Genomic DNA, 24,199 nt, shown 5'->3' on the forward strand with positions numbered 1-24,199 from the left:
TTAAGCGTTAGCGTGTAATCATCCTCGCCGCGTTCGGCGATGTCGATGGACTCAATATAATCCTGCCATGGTCCTCCGAGGCGCTGGAGGAGCGTCGCGGCGTTCACATTCATCCAGCGAACGCTGTAGCCGGTGGCCCCCGGCACTGCGTCCCATGTTATGAGAGCCTCCCCGGGTTCATCTCCGTCGACTACCGAAAAGTTAACATGTGCCGGCAGAGTCGTATGGGCGCCGACCGGGTTGGCCTGCCCCATTAACAATGGCTAGTACAACCATAATAGCAATAACTACCGTAGACCTGGATGCCACGCGACTCAATTCGCCCTCCCCCTATCGATGCCGGGTCAGGGACCAGAGTATCACGGACACTCCTACGGCGCCGAATAGTGTGCTGGGCCAATGCGGGGTTTTGGCGGCTTGGTGGGTTGGGTGTCTTGGGTGGTATTGGGTCGGGTTGTCGCCGGGGTGGTCTACTGTCGATAGGGTGCGGTCCCGGGCTACCTGCTGTGTTATCCGCCGGCGGCCTGGCCGGTCCGGGTCGGCTTCCACGTCTTGTCCCGTGACCACACCCAACAGGTCCACAGCGTCCGCCTGGTCTTGGTCCGGTTCCAGGCGCCGTCGCACCAGCCCCATCACATGTCGTGGTCGCTGAGGGCCAGGTGAATGGACGTGAAGAATGTATAAAACCCCCGGTTTCTCCGACGGCGGGTGCCTCCTTCAAATAAGCTTCCACGGGAAGCGCTAGACGGGAGGCGATAGAGCATGAGCGCGATCAAAGACGGTCTCCGATTCAAGACAGCTTTCACGACAACGGCATGGGTACTCATCCCGGTGGCTATCGGGATCAACCTCATCGGGAGGTTCTTCACCCAGACCTTGAACCTGCCCCTGTTCCTCGACACCATCGGCACCACCATGGCGGCCTTCCTGGCGGGGCCGTGGGTAGCGGCGGTCGCCGGAGTGCTCACGAACCTGGTGATCGGACTCACGCTCGAGGCGACGTCGATCCCCTTCGGGATCGTGAACGCGGCCATCGGAATCGTGGCCGGCGTCATGGCGGCACACGGCTTCCTTCGCTCTACGGGCAAGATCATCGTGATGATGCTCTGCCTGACCGCGATCACCATCATCACCGCCATGCCCCTCGTGGTTCTCGTGTTCGAAGGCGTTTCAGGATCCGGCGTCGATGCCGTTACCGGCTTCTTCGCGGCTTCCGGGAGGAACATGGTCGAGTCGGTGCTCGGTCAGCAGTTGCTCACGACACCGGGCGACAAGGTGCTGACAGTGCTCCTGGCATTCGCTCTGATCAAGGGCGTCCCGCAGCGTTACCGGCCTCCGTTCGGCCGAGAGGTCATACCGTTCTGACCCGCTAGTGGTCTGCCTGTGAACATCGGCGTCCCTCGGGGCGGAACGCCATGAGGGGCGCCGATGGCTAGCAGAGCACGCCGAGTTGTTCCGCAGACAGACCAACACGGCCATACTGGTGTAGTGGAAACCGACACGGCCACCTGGTCCCCGGCTCGGGTCGCCGAGCTATACGAGATCGGGAACACCTGGCTTCACCGGGCCCATCCCCTGACCAAGCTGGCCGCGGTGCTTCCACTATCGGTGGCAGGATTTGCCGGTGACACCGTACTGGTACCGGCCATCCTCCTGGCAGCGGCGGTGCTGACCCTGGTCGTGTCCCGCCTCGGCATCATCGCCCTCAAGTCCCTCCGGCTGATGGCACCTATGACATTCGCCCTGGTCGTGATCCATGGGATAGTCCGCCCGTACGACGCGGAGCCTCTGGTGGCTTGGGGCCCCATCTCGGTCAACGCCGGCGGCTTGGCCCTTGCCGGGACGACCGCGGCGCGGATAGCAGTGTTCGTCATCGCGGTGACCGCCGCGATGACGACCGTCCACCCCAAGATCTTCGCCACCGCTCTCATCCAGCGGGGCGTGTCGCACAAGCTGGCCTACGCCTACCTGGCGGGAGCTGAGTTGATCCCGGAGATGAGGCTCCGGGCCACACAGATTCTCGAGGCTCAGCAGTCCCGCGGCTTCGACACGAAGGGGAGCCTGCCAAGGCGCCTCAGGACTCTGTTCGCATTGCTCAAACCGCTGCTGGTGAGTTCGCTGATCGGGGTCGAGATGAGGACGCTCGCCCTGGAGTCCCGCGGGTTCTCCCTGCCCGGCCGGCGGACCGCCGCAGTCGCGGTCCGGGAGAGGGGAAGGCTGCTCCAGAGGAGCCTGCTCCTGGCCTCGATCCCTCTGCTCGTCCTGGCGGTCATCTGGTGAGCGGCGCCGGCCTACCGGAATCCGCGAGCCTGACCGCCTCCACCTTCGCCTCCTTCGAGGAGTTCACATTCACCTACGACACCGCCTCCGAGCCAACACTGACGAGGTTGACTCTCGGACTGCGTGCTGATCAGCTCACGCTGATCTCCGGGCCGTCCGGAGGTGGCAAGTCGACGCTGGCCCGGGTGGTGGCCGGGTTCATCCCGCGACCGCTCGGGGGAAGTTTCGAGGGTACGGCACGGGTGCTGGGGCATGATGTGGAGAGCGCTCCACCACACGCGCTCACCGAGTCGGTCGGTGTCGTGTTCGACAACCCGTTCGATCAGCTCACGGCCGCCACGAGCACGGCGTTCGACGAGGTCGCCTACGCCTTGGAGAACGAGGGCCTCCCGCCGGACGAGATCGCGGCAAGAGCACTGGAGGCCCTGGAGAGCGTGGGACTGGCCGAGATGACCGGTCGGCACCCCCGCCGCCTGTCGGGTGGCCAATCACAGCGGCTGGCCATTGCCTGTGCTCTGGCCCAGAGGAAGCCGATCCTGGTTCTTGACGACCCGACTTCCCAACTCGATCCCACCGGTAGGGAGGAGGTCGTCTCGTTGGTCAGGACGCTCCGGGATGCGGGCACCACAGTCGTCCTGGTGGCGCAGGACCTGGGCCACTGGCTCGAGATGGCGGATCGGCTGGTCATCCTGGATGAAGGTCGGGTGACCGCCGACGGCCATCCGGCAACGCTGCTGGCCGACCCTCGCCTCCTCGCGGGAACGATCCTGGTTCCCCGCTGCGTCGCCGTCTGGGCCGACCTGCGCCGGCGCGGGATCGCCCTGGGCGACACTCCCCCGCTGACCACCGACCAGCTGGTCAGCTCCCTTCGGAACCTTGGTAGGGAGCGGGAGCCGACTCCGTGATCCACCTGAGCGAAATCCGGTACACGTACCCGAAGGGAGGAGCAGAGGCGATCCGGGGAATCAGCCTGGACGTGTCCATGGGCGAGACCCTGTTCGTCCTGGGCCATAACGGGGCCGGCAAGTCGACGATGCTCCGCTTGTTCAACGGGCTGCTCAAGCCCGGTTCGGGGACGGTCACCGTAGACGGGACCGACACGAGGGAGGTGAGGCCCGCCCAACTCTCGCGAACCGTGGGGCTGGTGTTCCAGAATCCTGACGCGCAGCTGTTCCGGGACCGGGTCTCCGAAGAGGTGTCCTTCGGCGCCGAGAACGGCTCGGGAGACGACGACGCCACCGAGCGCCACGAGCGAGCGATGGCCCTGCTCGACCTCGAGTCGGTCGCGGACCACAATCCCTACGACCTGACGCTCTCGTGGCGAAAGCGGGTTGCCATCGCGTCAGTGGTGGCCATGGGGACTCCCGTCCTGGTGCTCGACGAACCAACCGGCGGGCAGGACGCAGACGGGACCCGTGTCCTCACCGACCTCATCTCCGACACGCGCCGCCGCGGCCACGGCTGCGTCGTGGTCACCCATGACGTTGATCTGGCCTTCGACTGCGCCGACCGGGTCGTCGTGCTCCGCGACGGCAAGATCCATCTGGAAGGCAGTCCGATGTCGGTGCTCGGAGACCCGCTCCTCCACTTGGCGGGGGTAGAACCCTCCACCATGCATCAGATCTCCGGTGGCATCGGGTTGGACCCGCCGGCGCGCGGGGTTGATGAGCTGGAAGAATATCTCGAAGGCGCAGGAGGTCGGACCCCATGAAGCATGATCCGCTGAGCACCGACAGGCCTCAGCACCACATCCGTTGCCTGCCCGGTGACGTCGCCGAACGGGTGCTCCTGCCGGGCGATCCCAAGCGAGCCGAGTTGATCGCGGGCCTTCTCGACGATGCCCGCCACGTCGCCACCAATCGCGAGTACACCACCTATACGGGGACGTACGGGGGCATGCCGGTGTCCGTCACGTCTACCGGTATCGGCTGCCCGTCTGCGGCCATCGCGATCGAAGAACTCACCAGCGTGGGCGCCAAGACCCTCATACGAACCGGGACCAGCGGGTCGATGAGTCCCGACGTGGGGCCGGGTGAGGTGATCGTCGGTACGGCCGCGATCCGGGAGGAAGGAACCGGAACGTCCTACCTCCCGATCGAGTTCCCGGCCGTGGCCGACCTCGATCTGACCTACTGCCTGCGGGCGGCGGCCGAGGCGCTCGGGCTTCCGGTTCGGGTGGGGGTGCTCCACTCGAAGGACTCCTTCTACTCCCACCGTGACCCGGACCGGCTCCCGGTGGCCCAGGAGATGAGGGGCAAGCGGGCGGCCTGGACGGCGGGAGGCGCCCTGGCTTCGGAGATGGAGACGTCCACGCTCTTCGTTCTCGGATCCATGCTCCGGGTCAGGACCGGATCCATCTGCCTGGTGGCCAGCTCGCAGGACGCGTCCACCCGGCTGACCCCCGAAGAATCGGAACGCTTGGTCGAGAAGGTGGTGACAGCCGCGCTCGACGCCCTGGTCCTCGACGAATCGAACGCCACGGGAGGCAGCACTCGATGACCACACGAATCGATGTCCACACCCACTTCTACCCCACGTCCTACCTGGCCGGCCTGGAGAAGCGACGCGAGATGCCGCGCGTCTACCGGGACGGCGAGATCCGGCGTTTCGTGATCTTCCCGGAGGAGGAAGCCGACCCGCGCATCGGTCGCCCCATCGAGGACGGCTGGTGGACGATCCCCGGCAAAGTCGGCTTCATGGACGAGAACGCCATCTCACGATCGGTCATCTCGCTCGGCAACCCCTGGATGGAGCCCTTCGAGGGACAGCACGGAGTCGAGCTCACGAGGGTGGTCAACGACGAGTTGGGCACGCTGGAGGAGAGGACGGAGGGCCGGCTGGTCGGCCTGGGCGCCCTTCCCGCCACCGGCGTCCCGGACGTGTTGAACGAGATCGAGGCCATAGACGCCCACCCCAGCCTGCGCGGGATCGTGACCGGCCCGAGGATCGCCCACTTCCGGCTTGACGACCCGGAACTGGAACCGGTCTGGGCGGCACTCGAGTCCCGGCAACTCCCCTTGCTGTTGCACCCCCAGGACGGCATCGCCCTCGACCTCCTGGAAGGATACGGACACGTGCTACCCGTGGGGGTGGGATTCCCGATGGAGACCACCGCGGTGGTGAGCCGGCTCGTTTTCGGCGGCGTCCTCTACAACCACCCCGATCTCAAGATCATCGTCTCCCATGGTGGTGGAACGCTGTCGGCCCTGGTAGGGCGACTCGACGCCGCCTGGCGATCGGACGAGATCGGCCGGACCAGACTTCCGGAACTCCCGTCCAAGTCAATCGCCCGGCTATACATCGACGCCATCACGTACGCCGCCGGCCCGTTCCAAGCCTCGATTGCCATGGTCGGGAGCGACCGGGTCATGTTCGGCACCGACCATCCCTTCTCGATCGAGGATGCCGGAGCCACGATGGACGCCATGGAGACGGTAGACGAGACGACCCGAGACTCGATCTTCGCCGGCAACGCGTCGGCTCTCTTCGACCTGACCTAGGGATCGAACCGACGCTCTAACCGCCCGCCAAACCTACTCAGAGCTGTATACGACGGATGCGGTCCGCTCGAGGCTCAAACAGCAGCTCGGTTAACGGTGGGCTGCTGCCGTTAGCATCGCCGGGCTATGCCTTCAATGCCGGAGTTCGTGGTCTTCGATCTGGAGACTAACGCCGATCGACCGGATTCGGCAGAACACGAGATCATCCAGATAGGTGCGGTTCGCGCCGGGCCCGCGGGCGAGATAGACAGCTTCGAAACTCTGGTGCGGCCGGATCGGAAGTTGCCGGAGCGGATCACCCGGTTGACCGGCCTCGTATACGCCGACCTGGCCGGCGCTCCTGCGCCCGAGGAGGCCCTACGGCAATTCTTCACCTGGGTGGGCGACCGCCCGATGATCGCCCACAACGGGCTGGGCTACGACTTCGTGGTGCTCGACGCCTCCGCACAAGCAGCCGGCCTCAAGGCGCCGTCCGGGCGCCGGCTCGACTCCCTGGACCTCGCCCATCTGGTCCACCCGCGGGCGGGTGCGGGCATCCGGGGATCGGACGGGAGCTATCCCCCGGCCGGACGGGGATTGGACGACCTCGCGGCTCTCTACCGGATCCCGGGCCGGGACAACCACGATGCCCTGGTGGATGCACGCATGGCCCACGGGATAGTGCTGGGCCTTCTGGAGGAACTCGGCCGGCCCACGCCCGGCCGCCGGTTGCAGCGCCGGGTCCTCGGTCTGGTCGGGCATCCCTGGGCCGGCTTCGTCACCGTACCCGGACAGACCGTTGCCCTCCACGAAGCGGTCCCCCGACCAACTCCGCTAGTGCCCATCGAACCCACCCGCGAGTTCGACATCAAGAAGGTCGTGGCGGCGTTCCTGGAGGGAGGCGTCCTCATGACCGCCGGAAGAACGCCGCGTCCCCAGCAGGCGGTGATGGCCGGCATGGTATCCAGGGCGGTCTCGCGCTCGGGATCGCGAGCGATGATCGAGGCGCCAACCGGAACCGGTAAGACCCTCGCCTATCTGGTCCCCGCCATCGAGATGGCTCGGGCCTCCGGCCTGAAGGCGGTGATCACCCCCCATTCGCGGGTGCTGCAGGACCAGATTCTGGCCACCTTGGAGGAGCTCGAAACCCAGATCGGGCCGTTCTCCAAGGTGATCATGAAGGGTCGGGAGAACTACATCAGCCTCAAGGCTCTGGACGCCGAGTTGACCGGCCTGGAGGAGGAGACCGATCAGATTCCCATCCACCAGGAGACCGGCCTGGCATTGGCGATCATCTGCGGCTGGGTGGCGCAGACGCCGAGCGGGGACTGGGCTGACCTTCGCACCGCGGCCATCAAGGGCCGGCTGGCGTCGCTGCGACTCCTCCGCTGGAAACTGCGCGTCGCCGACCCGCCCGGCCCGGTGCGCGACCCTGTCGACGCGCTGGATTTCTGCCGCCGCGCCCGCGATGCGCTCCGGCTTTGCCACGTGGCGATCCTCAACCACGCCCTGCTCGCCTCCGACCCGGGTCTCGGGGATGGCTTCAACCTCATCATCGACGAGGCCCACGACCTGGAGGACTCGGTAACTGCCGCCGCCAGCCGGATCGTGACCGGCGAAGAGCTCGAGCGCTTGTGCGTGGCCGTCTGGGACCGAGAGCAGCGCCGCGGGCTGGCGGCCAGGCTGGCGTCCGCCACCGGAGCCGGCCTCGGAGACCGCAAGATCGCGGCGATACGGCGAGCGGCCGACCATGCCCGCGCCGCGGTCGAGGCGTTCGGGCTTCCTCTCACCGAATACCTGAGAGATCGGACCGGCGTCACCCGTGAGGAGGCCGCTCGCTACGGCGCCTCCTACCGGATCCGTCGGGGTGTCGACACCCGCCACCCTTCCTACAGAACGGTCATCCAGCGGGAGCGGGCCATGCGCAACGGTCTCCGGAGGCTGGTCGACAGCCTCGACGACTTCGTGGTCCCGAAGGAGCTGCGCGGCCGCTACCGGCGGTACGCGCTTGAGGACGAGATCGCCCGGCTGGGCCGGGAGCTACTCGAGGCGGAGAAGCTGGTCGGCGCCGTGCTGTGGGCCTCGACCGACCTGCGCCTCTTCGATGATGAAACGGATCCCGGCACGACGGAGTGGATCAACATCGCCGAGGTCTCGTTCGCCAGCCCGGCATCGGCGACGGAGGAAACCGGAGAAGAGGACGAACCCGAGGATGGCAGTTGGCTGTGGGCTCTCCGGAGAGTCCCGCTCTCCGTGGCCGGCATGCTGTCGGATCTCTGGAAGCGCAGCCACTCGACCGTGCTCACCTCGGCAACGCTGCGGAGCGGGAACAGCTTCGACTACTTGATCAGGCGCCTCGGCATCGGCTCGGCCCGCACCGAGGTGCTCGACTCCCCCTTCGAGAGGCTCCCCGAACAGCATCTGCTGCTGCTCACGGACTACCTGCCCGCTCCCAGGGGCAGCCTGATGGACCGCTTCACCGAGACGGAGGCGCGCGAGATCCCGCGGTTGTGCGTGGCCAGCGGCGGGGGCGCCATGGCCCTGATGACAGCCCGGGCTCGGCTCCATTACGTCCGGGACCACGCCCGGACCCACCTGGCGCCCCTGGGACTTGAACTCCTCGCCCAGGGAGACGAGTCCTCCCCCGCCTTGGTGGAGCGCATGAGAACCGATCGGTCCGCCTCGTTGCTGGGTCTGAGATCGTTCTGGGAGGGGGTGGACGTTCCCGGAGAGGCATTGCGCCTACTGATCATCGAGAAGATCCCGTTCGACTCGATCGGCGATCCCGTGGTGGCCGCCCGGACGGACCTACTCGAGCGGCAGGGCGAGGACCCGTTCGCCCGGTACATAGTCCCGAGGGCCGCCATCGCGTTCGCCCAAGGAGTGGGGAGGCTGATCCGCACCATTGACGACGAGGGGGTCACCGTGGTGCTCGACAACCGGCTCCGGCGCCCGGTCAGCTACCGGGATGTGCTGCTCGGGAGCCTCTCCGGACCTCCTACGAGGAGAGACATCAACACTCCCGAACAGGCCTACCGGGCGATCACCGACCACCTTCGGATCAATCTCGATGACCGGAGGCGAGAACGAATCGACACCATTCCCGGTGTCCGCACCCTCTCCCAGAGCGCTCTCGAGGTCTCAGCCGGTGCACCACTCGACCGGGAGGCCGTGGAGGATCGCTTGGAAGCTGCACGCCAGTGGCTGGGCTTCGAGGCCTGGCGGCCCGGACAGCACGAGATCATGACCCGGTTCATCGAGGGTGAGGACGTGGTGGCGGTGCTTCCCACCGGATCGGGCAAGTCGGTCACCTACCAGATACCCGCTCTCCTCTCTCCTGGCGTGACGCTGATCGTCTCCCCGCTGATCGCCCTCATGAGGGACCAAGTCGACAACCTGCGAGCGAGAGGGATTACCGAGGCGGCTGCCATATACGGCGGGATCGGCCAGGCCGAGCAGCGCGACATCCTCCGCGCCGCGGCAGCCGGCTATGTCAAGCTGCTCTACGTCAGTCCGGAACGGCTGTGGTCGCCGATGTTCCGATCCTGGCTGGAGAAGGTGGACATCAGGAGGATCGCCGTGGACGAGGCCCACTGCATCTCCCTGTGGGGCCACTCCTTCCGGCCCGAGTACGCCGTTATCCCGCGCGCGCTCTCCGCTATCAGCAATGAACGGCTGCCCGTGCTGGCGGTGACCGCCACCGCCACACCGAAGGTCCTCGACGACATATCCAACCTCCTGGAACTCCCTGACCCCGCCCGTCTGTCCGGTTCCGCGAACCGGCCCGAGATCCGCTACTTCGTGGAGCGATGCGTGAACACGCGGGATCGCGATCTCCGCATCGCCGAGGTGGTCGAGGCGTTCCGCCGGAAGAGCGCCATCGTCTACGTCCCGACCCCCAAGGACGCCACCCGGCTGTCCGCCCTCCTGCGCATCTTCGGGCACCGGGTGCGCCCGTACAGCGGCGCGATGGAATACACCGAACGGGAACACACCGAGGACGCCTTTCGCCACGGTGAGATCGACGTGGTGGTGGCCACCAAGGCCTTCGGGCTGGGGATCGACAAGCCGGACATTGCCCTGATCGTGCATCTCGAGATGCCGGCCTCCATCGAGGAGTACGTACAGGAGACCGGCCGGGTGGCCCGAGGCGCCCGTGACGGCACCGGACCGGAGACCGGCACGGCCGTGCTTCTGGTCACCCCCCGGGACTGCCGTATCCATGAGTATTTCATCCGTTCGTCCGTCCCGGAACTCGACACCGTCTACGAGGTGTTCCAGGGCCTGCGCCCCGGTCTGAACTTCATCGATCCGGCACCGCCGACCGAGCGGCCGGATGGCCGGGACGGGGAGAGGGATCAGACCAAGGCGCTGGCCCTGCACTATCTCGACGGGATCGGCGCCGTCCGGAGGCACCGGGACTTCGTGCTCCGGGGCCGGGTGACCCTTGTCGAGGACACGTGGCCGCGATTCGACGAGTACCGACGCCGTATTCCGGAACGGGCCGGAAGGGCCGGAAAGGTGCTGCGGATCGCCGAGCGGGTGGGAGGCGAGTACCAGTGGCAGTCGTGGCAGGACCGCCTCGGCATGACGCCCCGGGAGATCGAAACGGTGCTCCTGGAGCTGCAGAAGGCGGATGTCTGTGACTTCACGGGTTGGAGGTTCGGATGGGTCTTCGATCGCCCGGACGGCGTGGAACCCGACCGGCCCCGCCTCCGCGAGCTGTTGGTCAGCCAGCGCGAGTCGGTGGAACAGCGGGCGATCAGAGCCCGAGAACTGGCCCGCGGTGCTCCCGATTGCCGGCGGCGCGAGATGCTGGCCTACCTGGGCGAGCGCGAGCCGGGCTTCGACACCTGCGGCGGATGCGACGCTTGCACGCCCAGCCTCCCCCGCCCGTGGGAGAGGATCGAGATACATACCGATCAGGTACAGGAGGCCGTCCAGGAAACCGCCACCCTCAGCATCCTGATCCTGGTCGACAGCGTCTCGCGAGGGCAGTGGTCCCGGACCAACCTCGTCCGGACGCTGCGGGGTGACGGCGGAGGACCGCACCCGCTCCATCGAAACCTGACACTGAACAGCTGTTTCGCGCAACTAGCGATGCTGACCACCCAGCAGATACAAGACCGGATCGATGAACTGATCGACGAGGGCATACTGGAAACGGCCAAGCCGCGGGATCGTAACTACGAGACGTTGCGGCTGACCGACCGGGGTCGCCAGGTGGTACGAGGGCGCTACGCCAGGTAACGCGCCGGTCCGGAGCAGGCATCCTCGTAAGATGTCCGACCCATGGCGTTCCTGATCCCCGAGAACATTCCCAGCCGGTCCAGCGTGCCCGATCGGCTCCGGCATGTGGCGCGGGCGGCGCGCGACTTCCTGCCCGACGAGACCACTGTCTGGCTCGAGGCGAAGGATGACAAACCGCCGTACCTCTTGGTGCTGGACCCGGGCGCCGGGATCGTTCTCCTGGAAGCGCCACGGACGCCCAGACCGGGCCGGAGGCCCCGTTGGATGCGCCAAGTCCTGAGAGAGGAGACGATCGTCTCCATAAGGGAGGACATCGCCGAGCGCGCCGGAGAGTTGCGATCCCGGATCGACCGGTCATTGGTCCGTTCGTTGCCGGTCTGCCATGTGGTGGCGTTTCCCGACCACGACCGGCCGGTCGATGGATTCGAGCCTTCCGACAACCAGGCCGTCCTGCTGGGATCCGATATGAACGAGACCCGCATGCGTGCGTCTATCAGGCGGATGCTGGGGGCCGAGGTCGCCTCTCCTTTGAGCGAGCAGGAGGAGAACCGGGTACGCGCCGAGATAAACCCTCGCGTGGTCATCGATCCGCAGGTGCTCGGGTCGGAACCGGAGCGCGGCCAAACCCTGCCCCTGTTCCAGGAACCCGACGTGGCTCCGGAGGACATCATCCGGGTCATGGACCGCCGGCAGGAAAGGCTGGCCGAGCATATGGGCTGGGGGTACCGGATGCTGCGCGGTGTGGCCGGGAGCGGTAAGACGCTGGTGCTGACCCACCGGGCCCGCTTCCTGCATGACACCTCCCCGAACTACCGCATCTTGGTGCTGTGCTACAACCGGCTGCTGGCCAACGCCCTCGAATTGATGGTCGGCCGGAGCGACCGCATCACCGTGAGGAACGTAGACCGGCTGGCGTACCGCCTGGCAGGAAGGCCCGGCAGGCCGGGCAGGCTCGACTTCGAGGAGCAAAGGCGGCGGGCGGTCGGAGCCGCCAACCGGCTGCCCGACTCCCGCCGGTACGACATCGTCATGGTCGATGAGGCCCAGGACTTCGATCATGCCGGCCTCGACCTGGCATACGCGATGCTCAAGGCGTCGCGGCGGAACCTCCAGCCCACCAGTCTCGATCTACGCTCCTACCAGGCCGGGCACCTCGTCCTGGCGCTGGACAGCGCCCAGAACGTCTACAGGCGGAGCATGACGTGGAACCCGCCCGAGATGACCGCCCGCGGACGCACCACGATCTTCCGGCGCAACTACCGCAACACGCGACAGATCCTGGATCTCGCCTGGGACTTCCTGGATGGATCCGCAACCGGGCGATCAACCGGGAGACCCGAGGAGGAGTGGTTGATCCGACCCGAGGCGAGTTACCGGCAAGGACCCGCTCCCAGAGTTCTCGAGTGCGGGAACCTTCGGGACGAAGCCCGGGCCATGGCTTCCGAAGTGGTGCGCCTCTTCTCCGAAGGGGTCGATGCCAAGGACATCGCCGTCATGTACGGACACCGGGACCTCCAGGACGAGCTGTGGGACGAGTGCCGGAGACAGAACCTTCCCTATTTCCACATCCAGCACAAGGACCGCAAGCCTTCCGAGGACCGCAGGGACCTGGCCATGAGCGTCCACGACAGAGTCCGGGTGTCGACCATCCACGGCCTCAAGGGGCTCGAGTTCAGCCGGATCGTGATCGGCGGCGTCAACCAGGTCTACGCCCATGATGTACCGGAGGGGGAGCAGACGGACGCCGCCAAGCGGCTCGTCTACGTGGGCATGACGAGGGCAATGGACGAGTTGGTGATCACCTACTCGGGCCATGGCAAGATCGGGCCCGCCCTCCGTAACGCCGCGCGAACGTAGGACGAACTCGCCACTCGGGAACAGTTAGCTCGTCGGCCAATCCTGTCAAGTAGGTTGCAGTTTCGTGTGACGCCGATGTGCGGAGTGATCGGATTTGGTAGATCGAATCGATTCGATCTTGGAGATCACGCCCCATCTCCTAGGATCGTCGGGCCGGCTGTGGCAGGAGGGCGTCTGACGTGATTGAAGAGCGGTTCTCGATGGCCGGGCGGCGTGCATTGGTGACCGGTGGCGGTGGGGGGTTCGGTAGGGCCTTCTGCCGGATCCTGGCCGAGGCCGGCGCCGAGGTCATCCCGGTCGACATTGATCGGTCCGCCGCCGAGGAGACCGCCTCGCTCGTATCAGGGGGCGGTGGCCGGGCCTGGGCGATCGAATGTGACGTGGCGGATGCGACCGCTGTCGAGGCGATGTCCGAACGGCTGGCGGAGGCCGGCCCGGGCTTGGACGTGCTGATCAACAACGCCGGCAACTCCCCTCCGTCCAGGCGGGTGGCCGACATCCCCGTCCAGGAGTGGGACGACGTGATCGCGGTCAACCTGCGGAGCGCGTTCCTGTGCACCCGAGCGCTGATACCGATGATGCTGGCCACCGAGAGCCCGTCCATCGTGAACATCGCCTCGGTGCTCGGGATGCGGGGCTTCCATCCGGACGTCATCTCCCAGGCCGGATACGCCGCCTCCAAGGCAGGCATGATCGGACTCACCCTCCAGACCGCGGCCGACTACGGGGAGTTCGGGCTGCGCGCCAACGCCGTAGCCCCCGGCTGGCACCTCGGCACCAACCTGAGCAAGCGGGCCGGTAACTTCGCCACCCCCGAACAGGAGGCGAGCCTCCGGCGCACCATCCACGAGCGGATACCGCTCCAGCGAGCCTCCACCGCCGAGGAGCTCGCTCCCCTGGTCCTCTACCTGGCCAGTGACGCCTCCCGGTTCGTGAGCGGGGCGGTCATGACCCACGACGGCGGCTGGACGGCCATATGACGACCGCAGGCGGCGCCCTGGAGGGCCGGACGGCGATCGTGACCGGAGCGGCCCAGGGAATCGGCAGGAGGGTGGCCGAGCGGTTCGCCGACGAAGGGGCCTGGGTGGTCATCGCCGACATCCAGGGTGACCTGGCCCATGAGGTGGCCGACTCCATCCTCGGTAACGGAGGCAGGGCGCTGGCCATCCGGACCGACGTGGCGGATGCGGAGAGCGTGGCCCGCATGGCCGAACGCACCCGGAGGACAGTCGGCACGGTCGACATCCTGGTGAACAACGCCGCCGATATGGCAGGGCTTCGCCGGCAGCCATTCGACAGGATCACCGAAGCGGAGTGGGATCGGACGATGGCCGTCAACGTAAAGGGCCTGTGGCTGATGGTCCGAGCCGTGGCCGGGGGTATGCGGGAGGCCGGATACGGAAAGATCATCAACATGTCCTCCGATCTGGTGTTGTCGGGAGTGCCCGGAATGGCGCATTACGTGGGTTCTAAGGGCGCGATCTGGGCGCTGACCAGAACCCTTGCGCACGAGCTGGGACCCGACGGGATCAGGGTGAACGCGGTGGCGCCCGGCTTCACCGAGACCGAATCAGCTCTCCGCCTCGGTGGGGATGCGCCGGTGCGGAGCATCGCCCGGCGGGCGCTTCCCAGGGCCGAGACACCTGACGACCTCACCGGCACGATGCTCTACCTGGCGTCTGCGGACTCGGACTTCGTGACCGGCCAGTTGATCGCCGTGAACGGAGGATCCGTCCTCCATTGACGCCTCCTCCCGTCCGTCCGGGACCGAGGAGTCATCCGTCGAATGCTCAGAGATGCAAGAGCCGGGCCAGATTGTTCCCCATGATGGCTTCCATGTCCGATTCGCTCAGGTTGATCCCGAGCGGACCGTCCCTGGTGAGGGTCTCGATTATGCGTAGCTGGCTGTATGGATCCTGCACCGGGCAGTCGCTGCCGAACACCATGCGGCCGGCGCCGATCGCGAGGACCGCTTCGGCAACCCTCGGCTGATGGCCCCACCCGGTCTCCAGGTACACGTTGTCGCAGTGGCGAGCCACATTGATGGCGTCGTCCGCGTACCCGATCTTCTGGGTCCCGAGATGAGCCAGGATCACCGTCGTGCCCGGATGGTCGGCGGCCAAGGGCTCCATCAGTGCCGGGACCGCGAACGGTGGATCGCCCGTGTGTATCAGGACCGGAATGTCCAGCAGAGCGGCCTCCTCCAGAACCGGATCGGTGAATTCGCGGGCCTTGGGCCAGTAGGCGTGAGCGGTCGGGTGCAGCTTCACCATGCGAAACCCGTCCTCGGCCACCAGCCGCCTCAGTTCGGCCAGGCCGGCGTCCACACCCAGATGAGGATTGAGCATGAATGTCCCCACGAGCCGGTCGGGGTACTTGCGAACCGCTTCGATCACCGGCCTGTGCTGCTCACGGAAGCTGAGATCGGCCCGCTGGGTGGGACCCAACATCGGCATGACCGCCGCCCGGTCGATCACCCGGGAGCCACCCGGTATCGGGAGCTTCTCGTCCATGATGGAGATCAGGTCGTCGGCTGTGAACGGAGGCCAGCCTCTGGTCGGATCCGGATCGTCACTGAGATGCACATGTCCGTCTACGATCAACCGTCACCTCCGGCGCGCCATGTTACGGCTCCGGCCCCGCGGATCGCTCAGCGGGTAGCATGCGGCACCGTGCCCGACCTCCGAGCAGCCGCCCAGCACCTGTACCCGGACCTGGTCGACCTGCGCCGAATGCTCCACCGATTCCCCGAGCGAGGCAACCACCTCCCCGAGACCCGCCGGATCGTGCTCGAAGCACTCGAAGGCCTACCCCTCGACATCGTGGCGCACCAGACCACCAGCGGGATCGTGGCGGTACTGGAGGGTGACCACCCCGGCCCGGTCACCCTGCTCCGGGCCGACATGGACGCCCTCCCGGTGACGGAAGAGACCGGCCTGGAGTTCGCCAGCCTCCACGACGGGTTCATGCACGCCTGCGGGCACGATCTGCACACCGCCATGCTGGTCGGGGCGGCCCGGGTGCTGTCCTCCATGAAGTCCGACCTGGCAGGCACGGTGCTGTTCATGTTCCAGCCCGGCGAGGAAGGCTTCGCCGGGGCGCGGTTCATGCTCGAGGAGGGTCTGCTCGACACGGCGGAAGACCGGCCCTCGGGCGCCTTCGCCATCCACGTCAACACCTGGACCCGCACCGGCATGGTGCTCCACCGCAAGGGCCCGCAACTCGCTTCGGACGACGAGGTCCGGGTCACGATCCGGGGCAAGGGAGGCCACGCCTCCGCCCCCCACCTCTCCTACGATCCGATTCCGGTGGCCGCGGAGATCGTCCTCGCCACGCAGACCGCCATCACCCGCCGGATCAACGTCTTCGATCCGGGCGTGATCACCTTTGCCACCGTCGACGCCGGGACCACCCACAACGTGATCCCCGAGACCGCCCTGCTGGTCGGAACGATCCGAGCCGTCTCCGACAGCACCCGCCTCCAACTTCACGCCCTGATCGAACGGGTGGCCCCGAACATCGCCGCGGCCCACGGCGTGGAGGCCGAGGTCGAGATCGACCTGGGATATCCCGTAACCGTCAACGACCCCGACCACACCACCTGGGTGGACACCGTGGCCCGGAACACGTTGGGCGACGACCACGTGGTATGGATGGATTCGCCGTTCATGGGCGCCGAGGACTGGGGATTCGTGCTGCAGGAGGTACCCGGGACCATGTCGTTCCTCGGGGCGTGCCCTCCCCAGCTGGAACCGGGCCGGGCAGCCGGCCTCCACTCCAACCGGGCCGTGTTCGACGAGGAGGCGATGATCAGCGGCACGGCTCTGCACGCCGCAGTGGCCCTCTCGCGCGCGATGAGCGAGGAGTAGGAGACAACGCCGCTGAACCGGCGCGGCGTAGCAGTACATGCCGCGGTCGGGACGGCTTCAAGTGGCAGGACGTTTCCCTCCCGGCTCTACACTCTCGCGGGTGAACAGCCCCACGTACACATTGCGCTACCGGACGTCGGAAAGAGTCTTGAAGCCGACCAGTAGAGAACGGGATTGATGGTTCGCTTCCGTCCGAAGAGAGCTCCGAAGCCCGCAACGGACGGCACCGACCCGTCCGGTGACGGTCGGGCAGGGCATCCGGCCGTGCTCGTAGACGGCGTCACCAAGATCTACAACGAGGATACGCCTCAGGCGCTCCTGGCGCTGGATGACATCAGCATGCGCGTCGACCAAGGCGAGGTGGTGGCCCTCCTGGGGCCGAGCGGTTGCGGCAAGAGCACCCTGCTGAAGATGATCGGCGGCCTCTACCCGGCCACCGGCGGGCGGATCCTCGTCGACGGTGTTCCGGTGACCGAGCCGGGCGAACTCACCGGCATGATGTTCCAGAAGCCCGTCCTGTTCCCGTGGCTCAAGGTGGTCGACAACGTGCTGTTGCCCGTGCGCACCCACGGCGCCAAGCGGTCGGAGTTCCTCGACCGGGCCAACGACCTGATCGCCCTGGCAGGACTCCAGGGCTTCGAGCAACGCTATCCGTGGGAACTGTCGGGTGGCATGCAGCAGCGGGTCGCGATCTGCCGGATGCTGATGGGCGAACCGAAGGTGCTCCTGCTCGACGAGCCGTTCGGGGCGCTGGACGAGATGACGCGCGAGTACATGGACCTGGAGCTCAGGCGCATCATCATCCAGCAGAATCGGAGCGCCCTGCTGGTCACCCACAACCCGCTCGAGGCCGCATTCATCGGCGACCGGGTGGTGGTGATGACACCGCGCCCGGGCAAGATCGCCGGGGAGGTGGCCGTCCCGCTGGGCAAGGACCGCTCGGAGGACCTGCTGGCTTCTGACGAGCTGAACGTGTACATCCGGGAAGCCCGTTCCCTGCTCGAGCTGGCCAAGGACAGCATGGGACGCCCCCTGTGAGCGAGCGGGCCAAGTCGGCGTTGACGTTCCTGGCCTCCCTGGTGGTGATCCTGGGTGTCTGGGAGTACGTGTCGCGGAGCGGCGGGGTCAACCCGATCGTGGTGCCGGCGCCCTCCTCGATCATGGCGGCCATCTGGTTCGTGATAACCAACCTGTTCAGCAACCTGGCCTACTGGAAGGACACCTGGATCACGCTGTACGAGATCGTGTTCGGGTTCCTGCTGGGTTCGGGAACGGCCATCGTGATCGGCTCTCTGGTCGCCGAGTTCGCCACCGCGCGCCGGATCGTGATCCCTTACACCATCGCCCTCAACTCGACGCCCAAGATCGCCATCGCCCCCCTGTTCGTGATCTGGTTCGGATTCGGGGCGATGCCGAAGATCCTCATCGCGGCGGTCATCTGCTTCTTCCCGGTGTTCGTCAACACGGTCACCGGCCTGCAATCCACCGAGGAGGAGGAACTGGAGTTGATGGCGTCGATCCGGGCCTCCCGCTGGCAGACGTTCCTGCGGCTCAAGCTCCCCCGCTCCGCCCCGTTCGTGTTCGCCTCGCTCCGCACCGCCATGGCCTTCGCCGCGATCGGGGCGGTCATCGGCGAGTTCGCCGGCGCCCAGGACGGGCTGGGGTTCCAGATCGAGTTCGCGGCGGCACGGCTCGAGACCGCCCGGCTGTTCGCCTTCCTGTTCGTCGTGTCCGTCCTCGCCTACCTGCTCTACTCGCTGATCGCCTACACGGAGCGCAAGGTCATCTTCTGGTCGGCGACCACCAGGATGCAGCGCCTCCAGTAGCGGTCCGGCCGGCCGAACCGTCCACGAATTCCTCCACGGTTCCGACCTGGGTAAGCGGAAGGGCCGCCGGATGGCGGCCCTTCCGTGTGCTTCGGCTTGACGGCCGATCAGGCCGACGTGGCGGCGTCCCGCTCCGCCTGCTTGTCGAAGTCGTTGATGGTGTCGATGAACTCGTTGGTGTACACCGACGTGGGATCGAAGCCATCGCCGAGGGTGCCCCGTGATGCCAGCAGGTCGATGTAGGCCGTCCACGAATCCGGACGGTTCCAACCCAGCCGGTTGCCGGAGTCCTCGTACGGCAGCTGCCGCTTGATGCTCTCCTCGATGGCCAGCTTGTCGAACCCTTCGGGATCGCCCACCTGATCGGGGCGGGAGGCGGCGATCGCGTCCAGGCCGGCTCTCGGATCGGCGTGGGTGTACTCCGCCGCCCGGGCGATCGGCCGCAGCAAGCACTCGACAAGGCCGGGATCGCTATCGATGAGCTCTTGCTGGACCACGATGCTGGCGCCGTTGAGCAACCCGAACTCGCCCAGATCGAACTCGTTCAGGTCAACTTCGAAGCCCAACTCGATCACGTTGAAGTAGTCGGAGAAGTAGGCCACGATCCGGTCGCTGTCGAAGGCGGCGGCCGTTGTCCCGCCGGCCCCGGTCTCGATGATCTCCACATCCGCCTCCGGGTCGATGCCGGCGGCCGCCAGCATGCTCTCGAAGAACGGGACCTCGCCGGCGGTGGCCTCCGACACACCGAGGGTTTGACCGGCGAAAGACTCGATAGTGGTGAAGGACGATCCTGCGGGCGTCACCAGTGCGTAGATGAGCCGGTTCTGGAGTACGAAGACCACCTTGAGGTCTTCGCCCAGAGCGACGGCGTCCACGATCGGGCCGGGGTCGGCCAGACCGAACTCCACATTGTTGGCCACCACCTGCTGAACCACCGACGCGCTGCCGTCGGCGAACTCGATGTTGACCGAGATGCCCTCTTCCTCGTAGTAGCCGAGCGACTCCGCTACGAAGATCGAGTAGAAGGGTACGGCGAACGGGAAGGGAAGGAGGAACGTTGTCTCACGCAACTCGCCGTCGACCGCGCAACCGGCGCCGGACGATTCGGCATCGTCCCCTTGGCAGGCGGCCGCTACGAGTGCGAGGCTCAGAAGCGCTGCCACCAGACCCGTCCGTCTCGAAATCCTTGTCATATACCACCCTCCCTGGGTCGGCGATCGGTGTATCGGTCCCCGAAGCGTACACCGCTCAACGGAACGGGACGTCCCGGGTTTGATCCACCCGGACGATCTTCGGGAATGAGGATCGGGGCTAACCTGCGAAGGGTCGCCGCTAGGAGGGTGCTGAAAAAGACGGGGATTGGTTGGCCCGCGATCTTGTGATCCGGGGGTTCGTCGCCGACCTGCGGGCCAACTGGACACTTTTCAGTACCCTCCTCGATCGCGGGCGCCGCCCGGTCGGCGAATCCTCGCCCCCCGAACGGTGGCCGGATGCGAAAGAGGAGGTCTAAGTGGGCCGGAAGGCGATCAACAGCCCTAATTACCACGTTCCTATCGACGGCTTCGCCCAGATCATCGCCGCGGAGCCGGACAGTTCGACCCTGTACGTGAGCGGGCTGACCTCCCGGACCGCTGACGGAACGATCGTGGGCGTCGACGACATGGCGGCCCAGGCGCGCCAGGTGCTGGTGAACATGGCCAACGTACTGGATTCCGCCGGCGCCACCATGGACGACGTGGTCCAGATCCGGACCTACGTCACGGACATCACGCTATGGGGCGTGATCGAGCCCGTGTGGCGCGAGCGCTGGGGCGACGTGTGGCCGGCCTCCACGCTGGTGCAGATCGAGCGCCTGTTCGACCCCAGGCAGATGATCGAGATGGAGGCGATCGCCCGAATCGGGGGTTCGTGATCCGTGCCCCGGAGTAGCCGGTGAGGCCGGCGCCTTTCAGATACTTCGCCCCGGACTCTCTGGAGGAGGCACTCTCGCTCCTGCGCGGGTACGGGGAGGAGGCCAAGATACTGGCCGGTGGTCAGAGCCTGTTGCCGCTGATGGCGTTCCGCCTGGTCAGACCGGCGGTCCTGATCGATCTACGTAACATCGCGGAACTCGGCCGCTACCGCCTTGACGGCAACCGGCTGACAATCGGATCCATGGTCACCCATCGGGCCATCGAATTCGACGAGCGGCTGACATCCAGGTGTGACATGCTGGCGGAGGCCCTCGACGTCTTGGGCCACGCCGCCATCCGCAACGTCGGCACGGTCGGCGGGAGCCTTGCCCACGCCGATCCCGCGGCGGAGTGGCTCGCCGTCGCGCTGGCACTGGAAGCGCGAGTAATGGTCGCCGGACCCCGCGGCACTCGCAGCGTGGCGGCGGAGAACTTCGCCACCGGATGGATGGCCAGCTGCCTGGCTCCCGACGAGATACTGACCGAAGTGCGCCTGGACATGCCCGGACCGGGCACCGGTTCCGCATTCGAGGAGGTAGCCAGGCGCCACGGAGACTTCGCCGTGGTCGGCGCGGCGGCCGCGGTCACGGTGGCGGACGAGGCGATCGAGAGCGTCCGGATTGCCCTGGCCGGCGCCGCGTCCACGCCTATCCGCACCGCGCGGGCCGAAGCCCTCCTGGCCGGCAGCGTCCCGTCGGCCAAGGACCTGGAAGCAGCCGGCGAGGCGGCCGCCTCCGATACCGATCCGGTAGCCGATCTGCACGGGAGCGAGGACTACAAGCGGCACCTGGCCCGGGTGTTGACCCGCCGCGCCGTGGAGCGTGCCTATCGCCGGGCGCTGGAGCGGCCATGACCTTCGAGCTGCACACGATCCGCCTGACCGTCAATGGTGCCGCTGTGTCGGTTCAGGTGGAGTCGCGCCAGACTCTCGCCGGGGCACTGCGGGACCAGTTGGGCCTCACCGGGACCAATCTCGGGTGCGAGCACGGAGTGTGCGGAGCGTGCACGGTGCTCCTTGACGGCCGGACGGCCCGCTCATGTACGTTGCTGGCGGTCCAGGCTCAGGGCCGGTCGGTCACCACGGTGGAAGGTCTGGCCGCAGAGGGCGAGCGTCTGCATCCCGTCCAGCAGGCCTTCGCCGAGCACCATGCGCTCCAGTGCGGGTTCTGCACGCCGGGCTTCCTGCTGACCACGATCGAGTACCTCGACGAGGCGCCCGCGAACGACTCCGAAGCCATCCGGCAACGGTTGTCAGGGAACCTGTGCCGATGTACCGGCTACCACAACATCGTCGCCGCCGTGAAGGACCTCGTCCGCCGCCAGGCCGCGCCATGAGGCAGGTCGGGAAGCCACTGGCCCGGCGCGAGGACGAACGGCTCCTCCGAGGGCAGAGCAGGTACCTGGCCGACCTGGCGTTCGGGGACCTGCTCGAGGCGATCGTCATCAGGAGTCCGTTCGCCAGGGCCCGTATCCTGTCGATCGACCCGACCGCCGCGCTCGCCGCCGACGGCGTGGTTGCGGTGTTCACCGCCGAGGATCTCGTGGACGTCGAGCCTGCTCTGACCCGCCAGTTCTACTCGCTAACGCCCGCCTTCGTGGAGCGTCACGACGTGTTCCTGGGGCCATACCGGGAGCCGATCCTCGCCTCCGGACGGGTGTCACGGGTGGGTGAGCCGGTGGCCCTCCTCGTAGCCACCGATCGCGCGACCGCCGAGGACGCCGCAGAACTGGTGGAGGTGGACTACGAGCCGATGGACCCGATCGTCGACCCGCTCGAAGCCATGGCACCCGGCGCCGATCCGGTAGCGTCCGACGTGCCCGGCAACGTCCAGGCGTCGTTCCGGATCAGGGCCGGTGATCCCGGTCGCGCCGCAGCAGCGGCCGATCGAACGGTGAGCGGCCGATTCCGGATCGGCCGCTCGGTGGGATCACCCATCGAGAACCGGGGCGCGGTGGGCGTACCGGCCACCGGTTCCGAGCCGCTGACGGTCTGGTCCACCACCCAGATACCCCATCTCCTCCGCTCCTACCTGGCCGACTTCCTCCGGTGCGGCGAGGAGGATCTACGGGTGGTGGCGCCCGCCATGGGCGGGAGTTTCGGCGGGGGCATATATGCGGAGGAGCTACTGGTGGCGTTCGCCGCCCGAGCGCTGGAGGGGCCGGTCCGGTGGCTGGAGGACCGCCGCGAGAACCTGGGCAACGCCCGCCACTCCCGCGACCAGATCATCGACGCCCGGCTGGCCTACGACCTCTCGGGGGGGTTCCGGGCCCTCCGCCTGCGCATCGTCCAGGACTGCGGCTCGGCCAACCTCTTCGGCCTGACCCTGCCGTTCAACATCGCCTCCCACGCCCGGGGCCAGTTCGCCATCGACCACTTCGATGCGGAAGGGCTGTGCGTCCTCACCAACAAGACCCGGAACACGCCGGTAAGGGGCGCCGGGCGCCCGGAGGCCACCTTCGTGCTCGATCGGCTGGTGGACATGGCCGCCGACGACCTGGGTGTCGACCCGGCGGAATTGCGGCGGCGCAACCTGATCCCCGCCGGTGAGATGCCGCGGGACATGGGCATGCTGTATCGGGACGGAGCGCCCATGGTGTACGACTCGGGCGACTTCCCGGACCAGCTCCGCACCGCGCTCGAAGCCTCCGGATACTGGGAGAAGCGCAGGTCGATCGGCGGAGCCGGTGAGGGCAACCGCGCCCGCGGCATCGGTATCTCGTCGCATGTGGAGGCCACCGGACTGGGTCCCCACGAGACCGCCCGCCTTGAGATCGACGACTCGGGCAGAGTGGTACTCACCTGCGGGTCCAACCCGCACGGCCAGAGCCATGCCACCACCCTGGCCCAGGTGGCAGGCGACGCCCTCGGTGTTCCCTATGACCGCATCGAGACCCGTTTCGGGGACACCGGGCTCCTGGAGCGAGGGGGCGGCACGTTCGGAAGCCGGAGCGCCGTCACGGCAGGCTCGGTCGTCCACAGCGCGGCTATCGAGCTGCGGCGACAGATCCTCGAGCTGGCGGGCGAACTTCTCGAATGCGACCCGGCCGACCTCGACATCCGGGACGGCCTCGTGAGTCCCCGGGGCGTGCCCGGCATCGCGCTGGGGTTCCCCGAGTTGGCCGCCGCCCGCGACCGCAACGACGGTGACGGATCCAGGCTGAGTGCGCGTGACGAGTTCGTGCCCCCCACGGTCACCTTCGGATCGGGAACCCACGTCGCATCGGTGACCGTGGACCGGGAGACCGGTGTCGTCAGCCTGACCGGTTACGTGGTGGTGGACGACTGCGGCACCGTGCTGAACCCGATGGTGGTGGACGGCCAGCAACACGGCGGGGTGGCCCATGGGATCGGAAACGCCCTCCTGGAGGAAGCGGTGTACGACGGGGATGGACAACTCCTGTCGGGAACCTTCATCGACTACCTGCTCCCCACCGCCGCGGACGTCCCCGACATCGAGGTGATCCACCGGCCCCATCCCACCCCGCTCAACATTCTGGGCGTGAAGGGGGCCGGGGAGGGCTCGACCGCCTCCGCACCCGGCGCCATCGCCAACGCGATCGTGGACGCACTCCGACCGGTGCGGATCGAGATCAACGAGCTACCGATCACCCCCCAGCGCCTGGTGGAGCTGATCCGGGCAGCAGAGGCCGGGCAGGTGGCCGGCCCGGCCGGAAATTAAGGTGGG

At 67.0% G+C, this 24,199-nt stretch carries 19 protein-coding genes; 17 read left to right on the top strand and 2 right to left on the bottom strand.

Annotation, left to right across the window (positions count from 1 at the left end; all coding sequences use genetic code 11):
• Positions 1 to 762 precede the first annotated feature (762 nt).
• The 10 genes from OXK16_08975 (at position 763) to OXK16_09020 (ending at position 14,610) form a co-directional block, all read left to right on the top strand.
• Positions 763 to 1,365 (top strand): ECF transporter S component, encoded by a 603-nt coding sequence (locus OXK16_08975; GenBank protein MDE0376079.1) that lies wholly within the window; start codon positions 763 to 765, stop codon positions 1,363 to 1,365.
• 123 nt (positions 1,366 to 1,488) lie between these two features.
• Complete coding sequence (locus OXK16_08980; protein ID MDE0376080.1) at positions 1,489 to 2,280, top strand: energy-coupling factor transporter transmembrane component T; 792 nt, start codon at positions 1,489 to 1,491, stop codon at positions 2,278 to 2,280.
• A complete protein-coding gene (locus tag OXK16_08985) occupies positions 2,277 to 3,185 on the top strand; it encodes an ABC transporter ATP-binding protein (protein MDE0376081.1) in 909 nt (302 codons plus the stop codon). The genes OXK16_08980 and OXK16_08985 overlap by 4 nt, the downstream gene beginning before the upstream one ends.
• The gene (locus tag OXK16_08990; protein MDE0376082.1) at positions 3,182 to 3,991 is read left to right on the top strand and encodes an ABC transporter ATP-binding protein; all 810 of its coding nucleotides are present in this window, start codon (positions 3,182 to 3,184) and stop codon (positions 3,989 to 3,991) included. Before OXK16_08985 ends, OXK16_08990 begins: the two co-directional genes overlap by 4 nt.
• Entirely contained in the window at positions 3,988 to 4,779 is a 792-nt protein-coding gene (locus OXK16_08995) for a nucleoside phosphorylase (protein MDE0376083.1), read from the top strand. Before OXK16_08990 ends, OXK16_08995 begins: the two co-directional genes overlap by 4 nt.
• The gene (locus tag OXK16_09000; GenBank protein MDE0376084.1) at positions 4,776 to 5,780 is read left to right on the top strand and encodes an amidohydrolase family protein; all 1,005 of its coding nucleotides are present in this window, start codon (positions 4,776 to 4,778) and stop codon (positions 5,778 to 5,780) included. The genes OXK16_08995 and OXK16_09000 overlap by 4 nt, the downstream gene beginning before the upstream one ends.
• A gap of 126 nt (positions 5,781 to 5,906) precedes the next feature.
• On the top strand, positions 5,907 to 11,009 hold the full coding sequence (locus OXK16_09005; protein MDE0376085.1) for a RecQ family ATP-dependent DNA helicase: 5,103 nt from the start codon (positions 5,907 to 5,909) through the stop codon (positions 11,007 to 11,009).
• Positions 11,010 to 11,051: 42 nt separating this feature from the next.
• On the top strand, positions 11,052 to 12,866 hold the full coding sequence (locus tag OXK16_09010) for an AAA family ATPase (GenBank protein MDE0376086.1): 1,815 nt from the start codon (positions 11,052 to 11,054) through the stop codon (positions 12,864 to 12,866).
• A 179-nt stretch (positions 12,867 to 13,045) separates the two neighbouring features.
• Positions 13,046 to 13,846 (top strand): SDR family NAD(P)-dependent oxidoreductase, encoded by an 801-nt coding sequence (locus OXK16_09015; GenBank protein ID MDE0376087.1) that lies wholly within the window; start codon positions 13,046 to 13,048, stop codon positions 13,844 to 13,846.
• The gene (locus OXK16_09020) at positions 13,843 to 14,610 is read left to right on the top strand and encodes a glucose 1-dehydrogenase (GenBank protein MDE0376088.1); all 768 of its coding nucleotides are present in this window, start codon (positions 13,843 to 13,845) and stop codon (positions 14,608 to 14,610) included. Before OXK16_09015 ends, OXK16_09020 begins: the two co-directional genes overlap by 4 nt.
• 46 nt (positions 14,611 to 14,656) lie before the next feature.
• Here OXK16_09020 and OXK16_09025 read toward each other — a convergent pair whose 3' ends face one another.
• A complete protein-coding gene (locus OXK16_09025) occupies positions 14,657 to 15,469 on the bottom strand; it encodes an amidohydrolase family protein (protein MDE0376089.1) in 813 nt (270 codons plus the stop codon).
• Positions 15,470 to 15,538: 69 nt separating this feature from the next.
• Between OXK16_09025 and OXK16_09030 the strand changes: the two genes are divergently transcribed.
• The 3 genes from OXK16_09030 to OXK16_09040 all read left to right on the top strand — a co-directional run bounded on the left by OXK16_09030 (position 15,539) and on the right by OXK16_09040 (position 18,561).
• A complete protein-coding gene (locus OXK16_09030) occupies positions 15,539 to 16,735 on the top strand; it encodes a M20 family metallopeptidase (GenBank protein ID MDE0376090.1) in 1,197 nt (398 codons plus the stop codon).
• Positions 16,736 to 16,912: 177 nt separating this feature from the next.
• Positions 16,913 to 17,773, top strand: a complete 861-nt coding sequence (locus tag OXK16_09035) for an ABC transporter ATP-binding protein (GenBank protein ID MDE0376091.1) — start codon at positions 16,913 to 16,915, stop codon at positions 17,771 to 17,773.
• Positions 17,770 to 18,561, top strand: coding sequence for an ABC transporter permease (locus OXK16_09040; GenBank protein MDE0376092.1), 792 nt, complete (start codon positions 17,770 to 17,772; stop codon positions 18,559 to 18,561). Before OXK16_09035 ends, OXK16_09040 begins: the two co-directional genes overlap by 4 nt.
• 107 nt (positions 18,562 to 18,668) lie before the next feature.
• On the opposite strand, the gene OXK16_09045 is transcribed toward OXK16_09040, so the two are convergent.
• Positions 18,669 to 19,754, bottom strand: a complete 1,086-nt coding sequence (locus OXK16_09045) for an ABC transporter substrate-binding protein (protein ID MDE0376093.1) — start codon at positions 19,752 to 19,754, stop codon at positions 18,669 to 18,671.
• A gap of 317 nt (positions 19,755 to 20,071) precedes the next feature.
• Here OXK16_09045 and OXK16_09050 point away from each other — a divergent pair, with 317 nt between their 5' ends.
• From OXK16_09050 to OXK16_09065, 4 genes are read left to right on the top strand one after another with little or no spacing between them, the layout of a single operon-like run.
• The gene (locus OXK16_09050) at positions 20,072 to 20,473 is read left to right on the top strand and encodes a Rid family hydrolase (GenBank protein ID MDE0376094.1); all 402 of its coding nucleotides are present in this window, start codon (positions 20,072 to 20,074) and stop codon (positions 20,471 to 20,473) included.
• Positions 20,474 to 20,493: 20 nt separating this feature from the next.
• Positions 20,494 to 21,366: a xanthine dehydrogenase family protein subunit M gene (locus tag OXK16_09055; protein MDE0376095.1), complete on the top strand. Its 873-nt coding sequence runs from the start codon at positions 20,494 to 20,496 to the stop codon at positions 21,364 to 21,366.
• Positions 21,363 to 21,848 carry a (2Fe-2S)-binding protein gene (locus tag OXK16_09060; GenBank protein MDE0376096.1) on the top strand — a complete coding sequence of 162 codons (486 nt, stop codon included), beginning with the start codon at positions 21,363 to 21,365 and terminating at the stop codon, positions 21,846 to 21,848. Before OXK16_09055 ends, OXK16_09060 begins: the two co-directional genes overlap by 4 nt.
• Positions 21,845 to 24,193, top strand: coding sequence for a xanthine dehydrogenase family protein molybdopterin-binding subunit (locus OXK16_09065; protein ID MDE0376097.1), 2,349 nt, complete (start codon positions 21,845 to 21,847; stop codon positions 24,191 to 24,193). The genes OXK16_09060 and OXK16_09065 overlap by 4 nt, the downstream gene beginning before the upstream one ends.
• Positions 24,194 to 24,199 lie beyond the last annotated feature (6 nt).

The organism is bacterium, assembly GCA_028821235.1.
Classification (GTDB): domain Bacteria; phylum Actinomycetota; class Acidimicrobiia; order Spongiisociales; family Spongiisociaceae; genus Spongiisocius.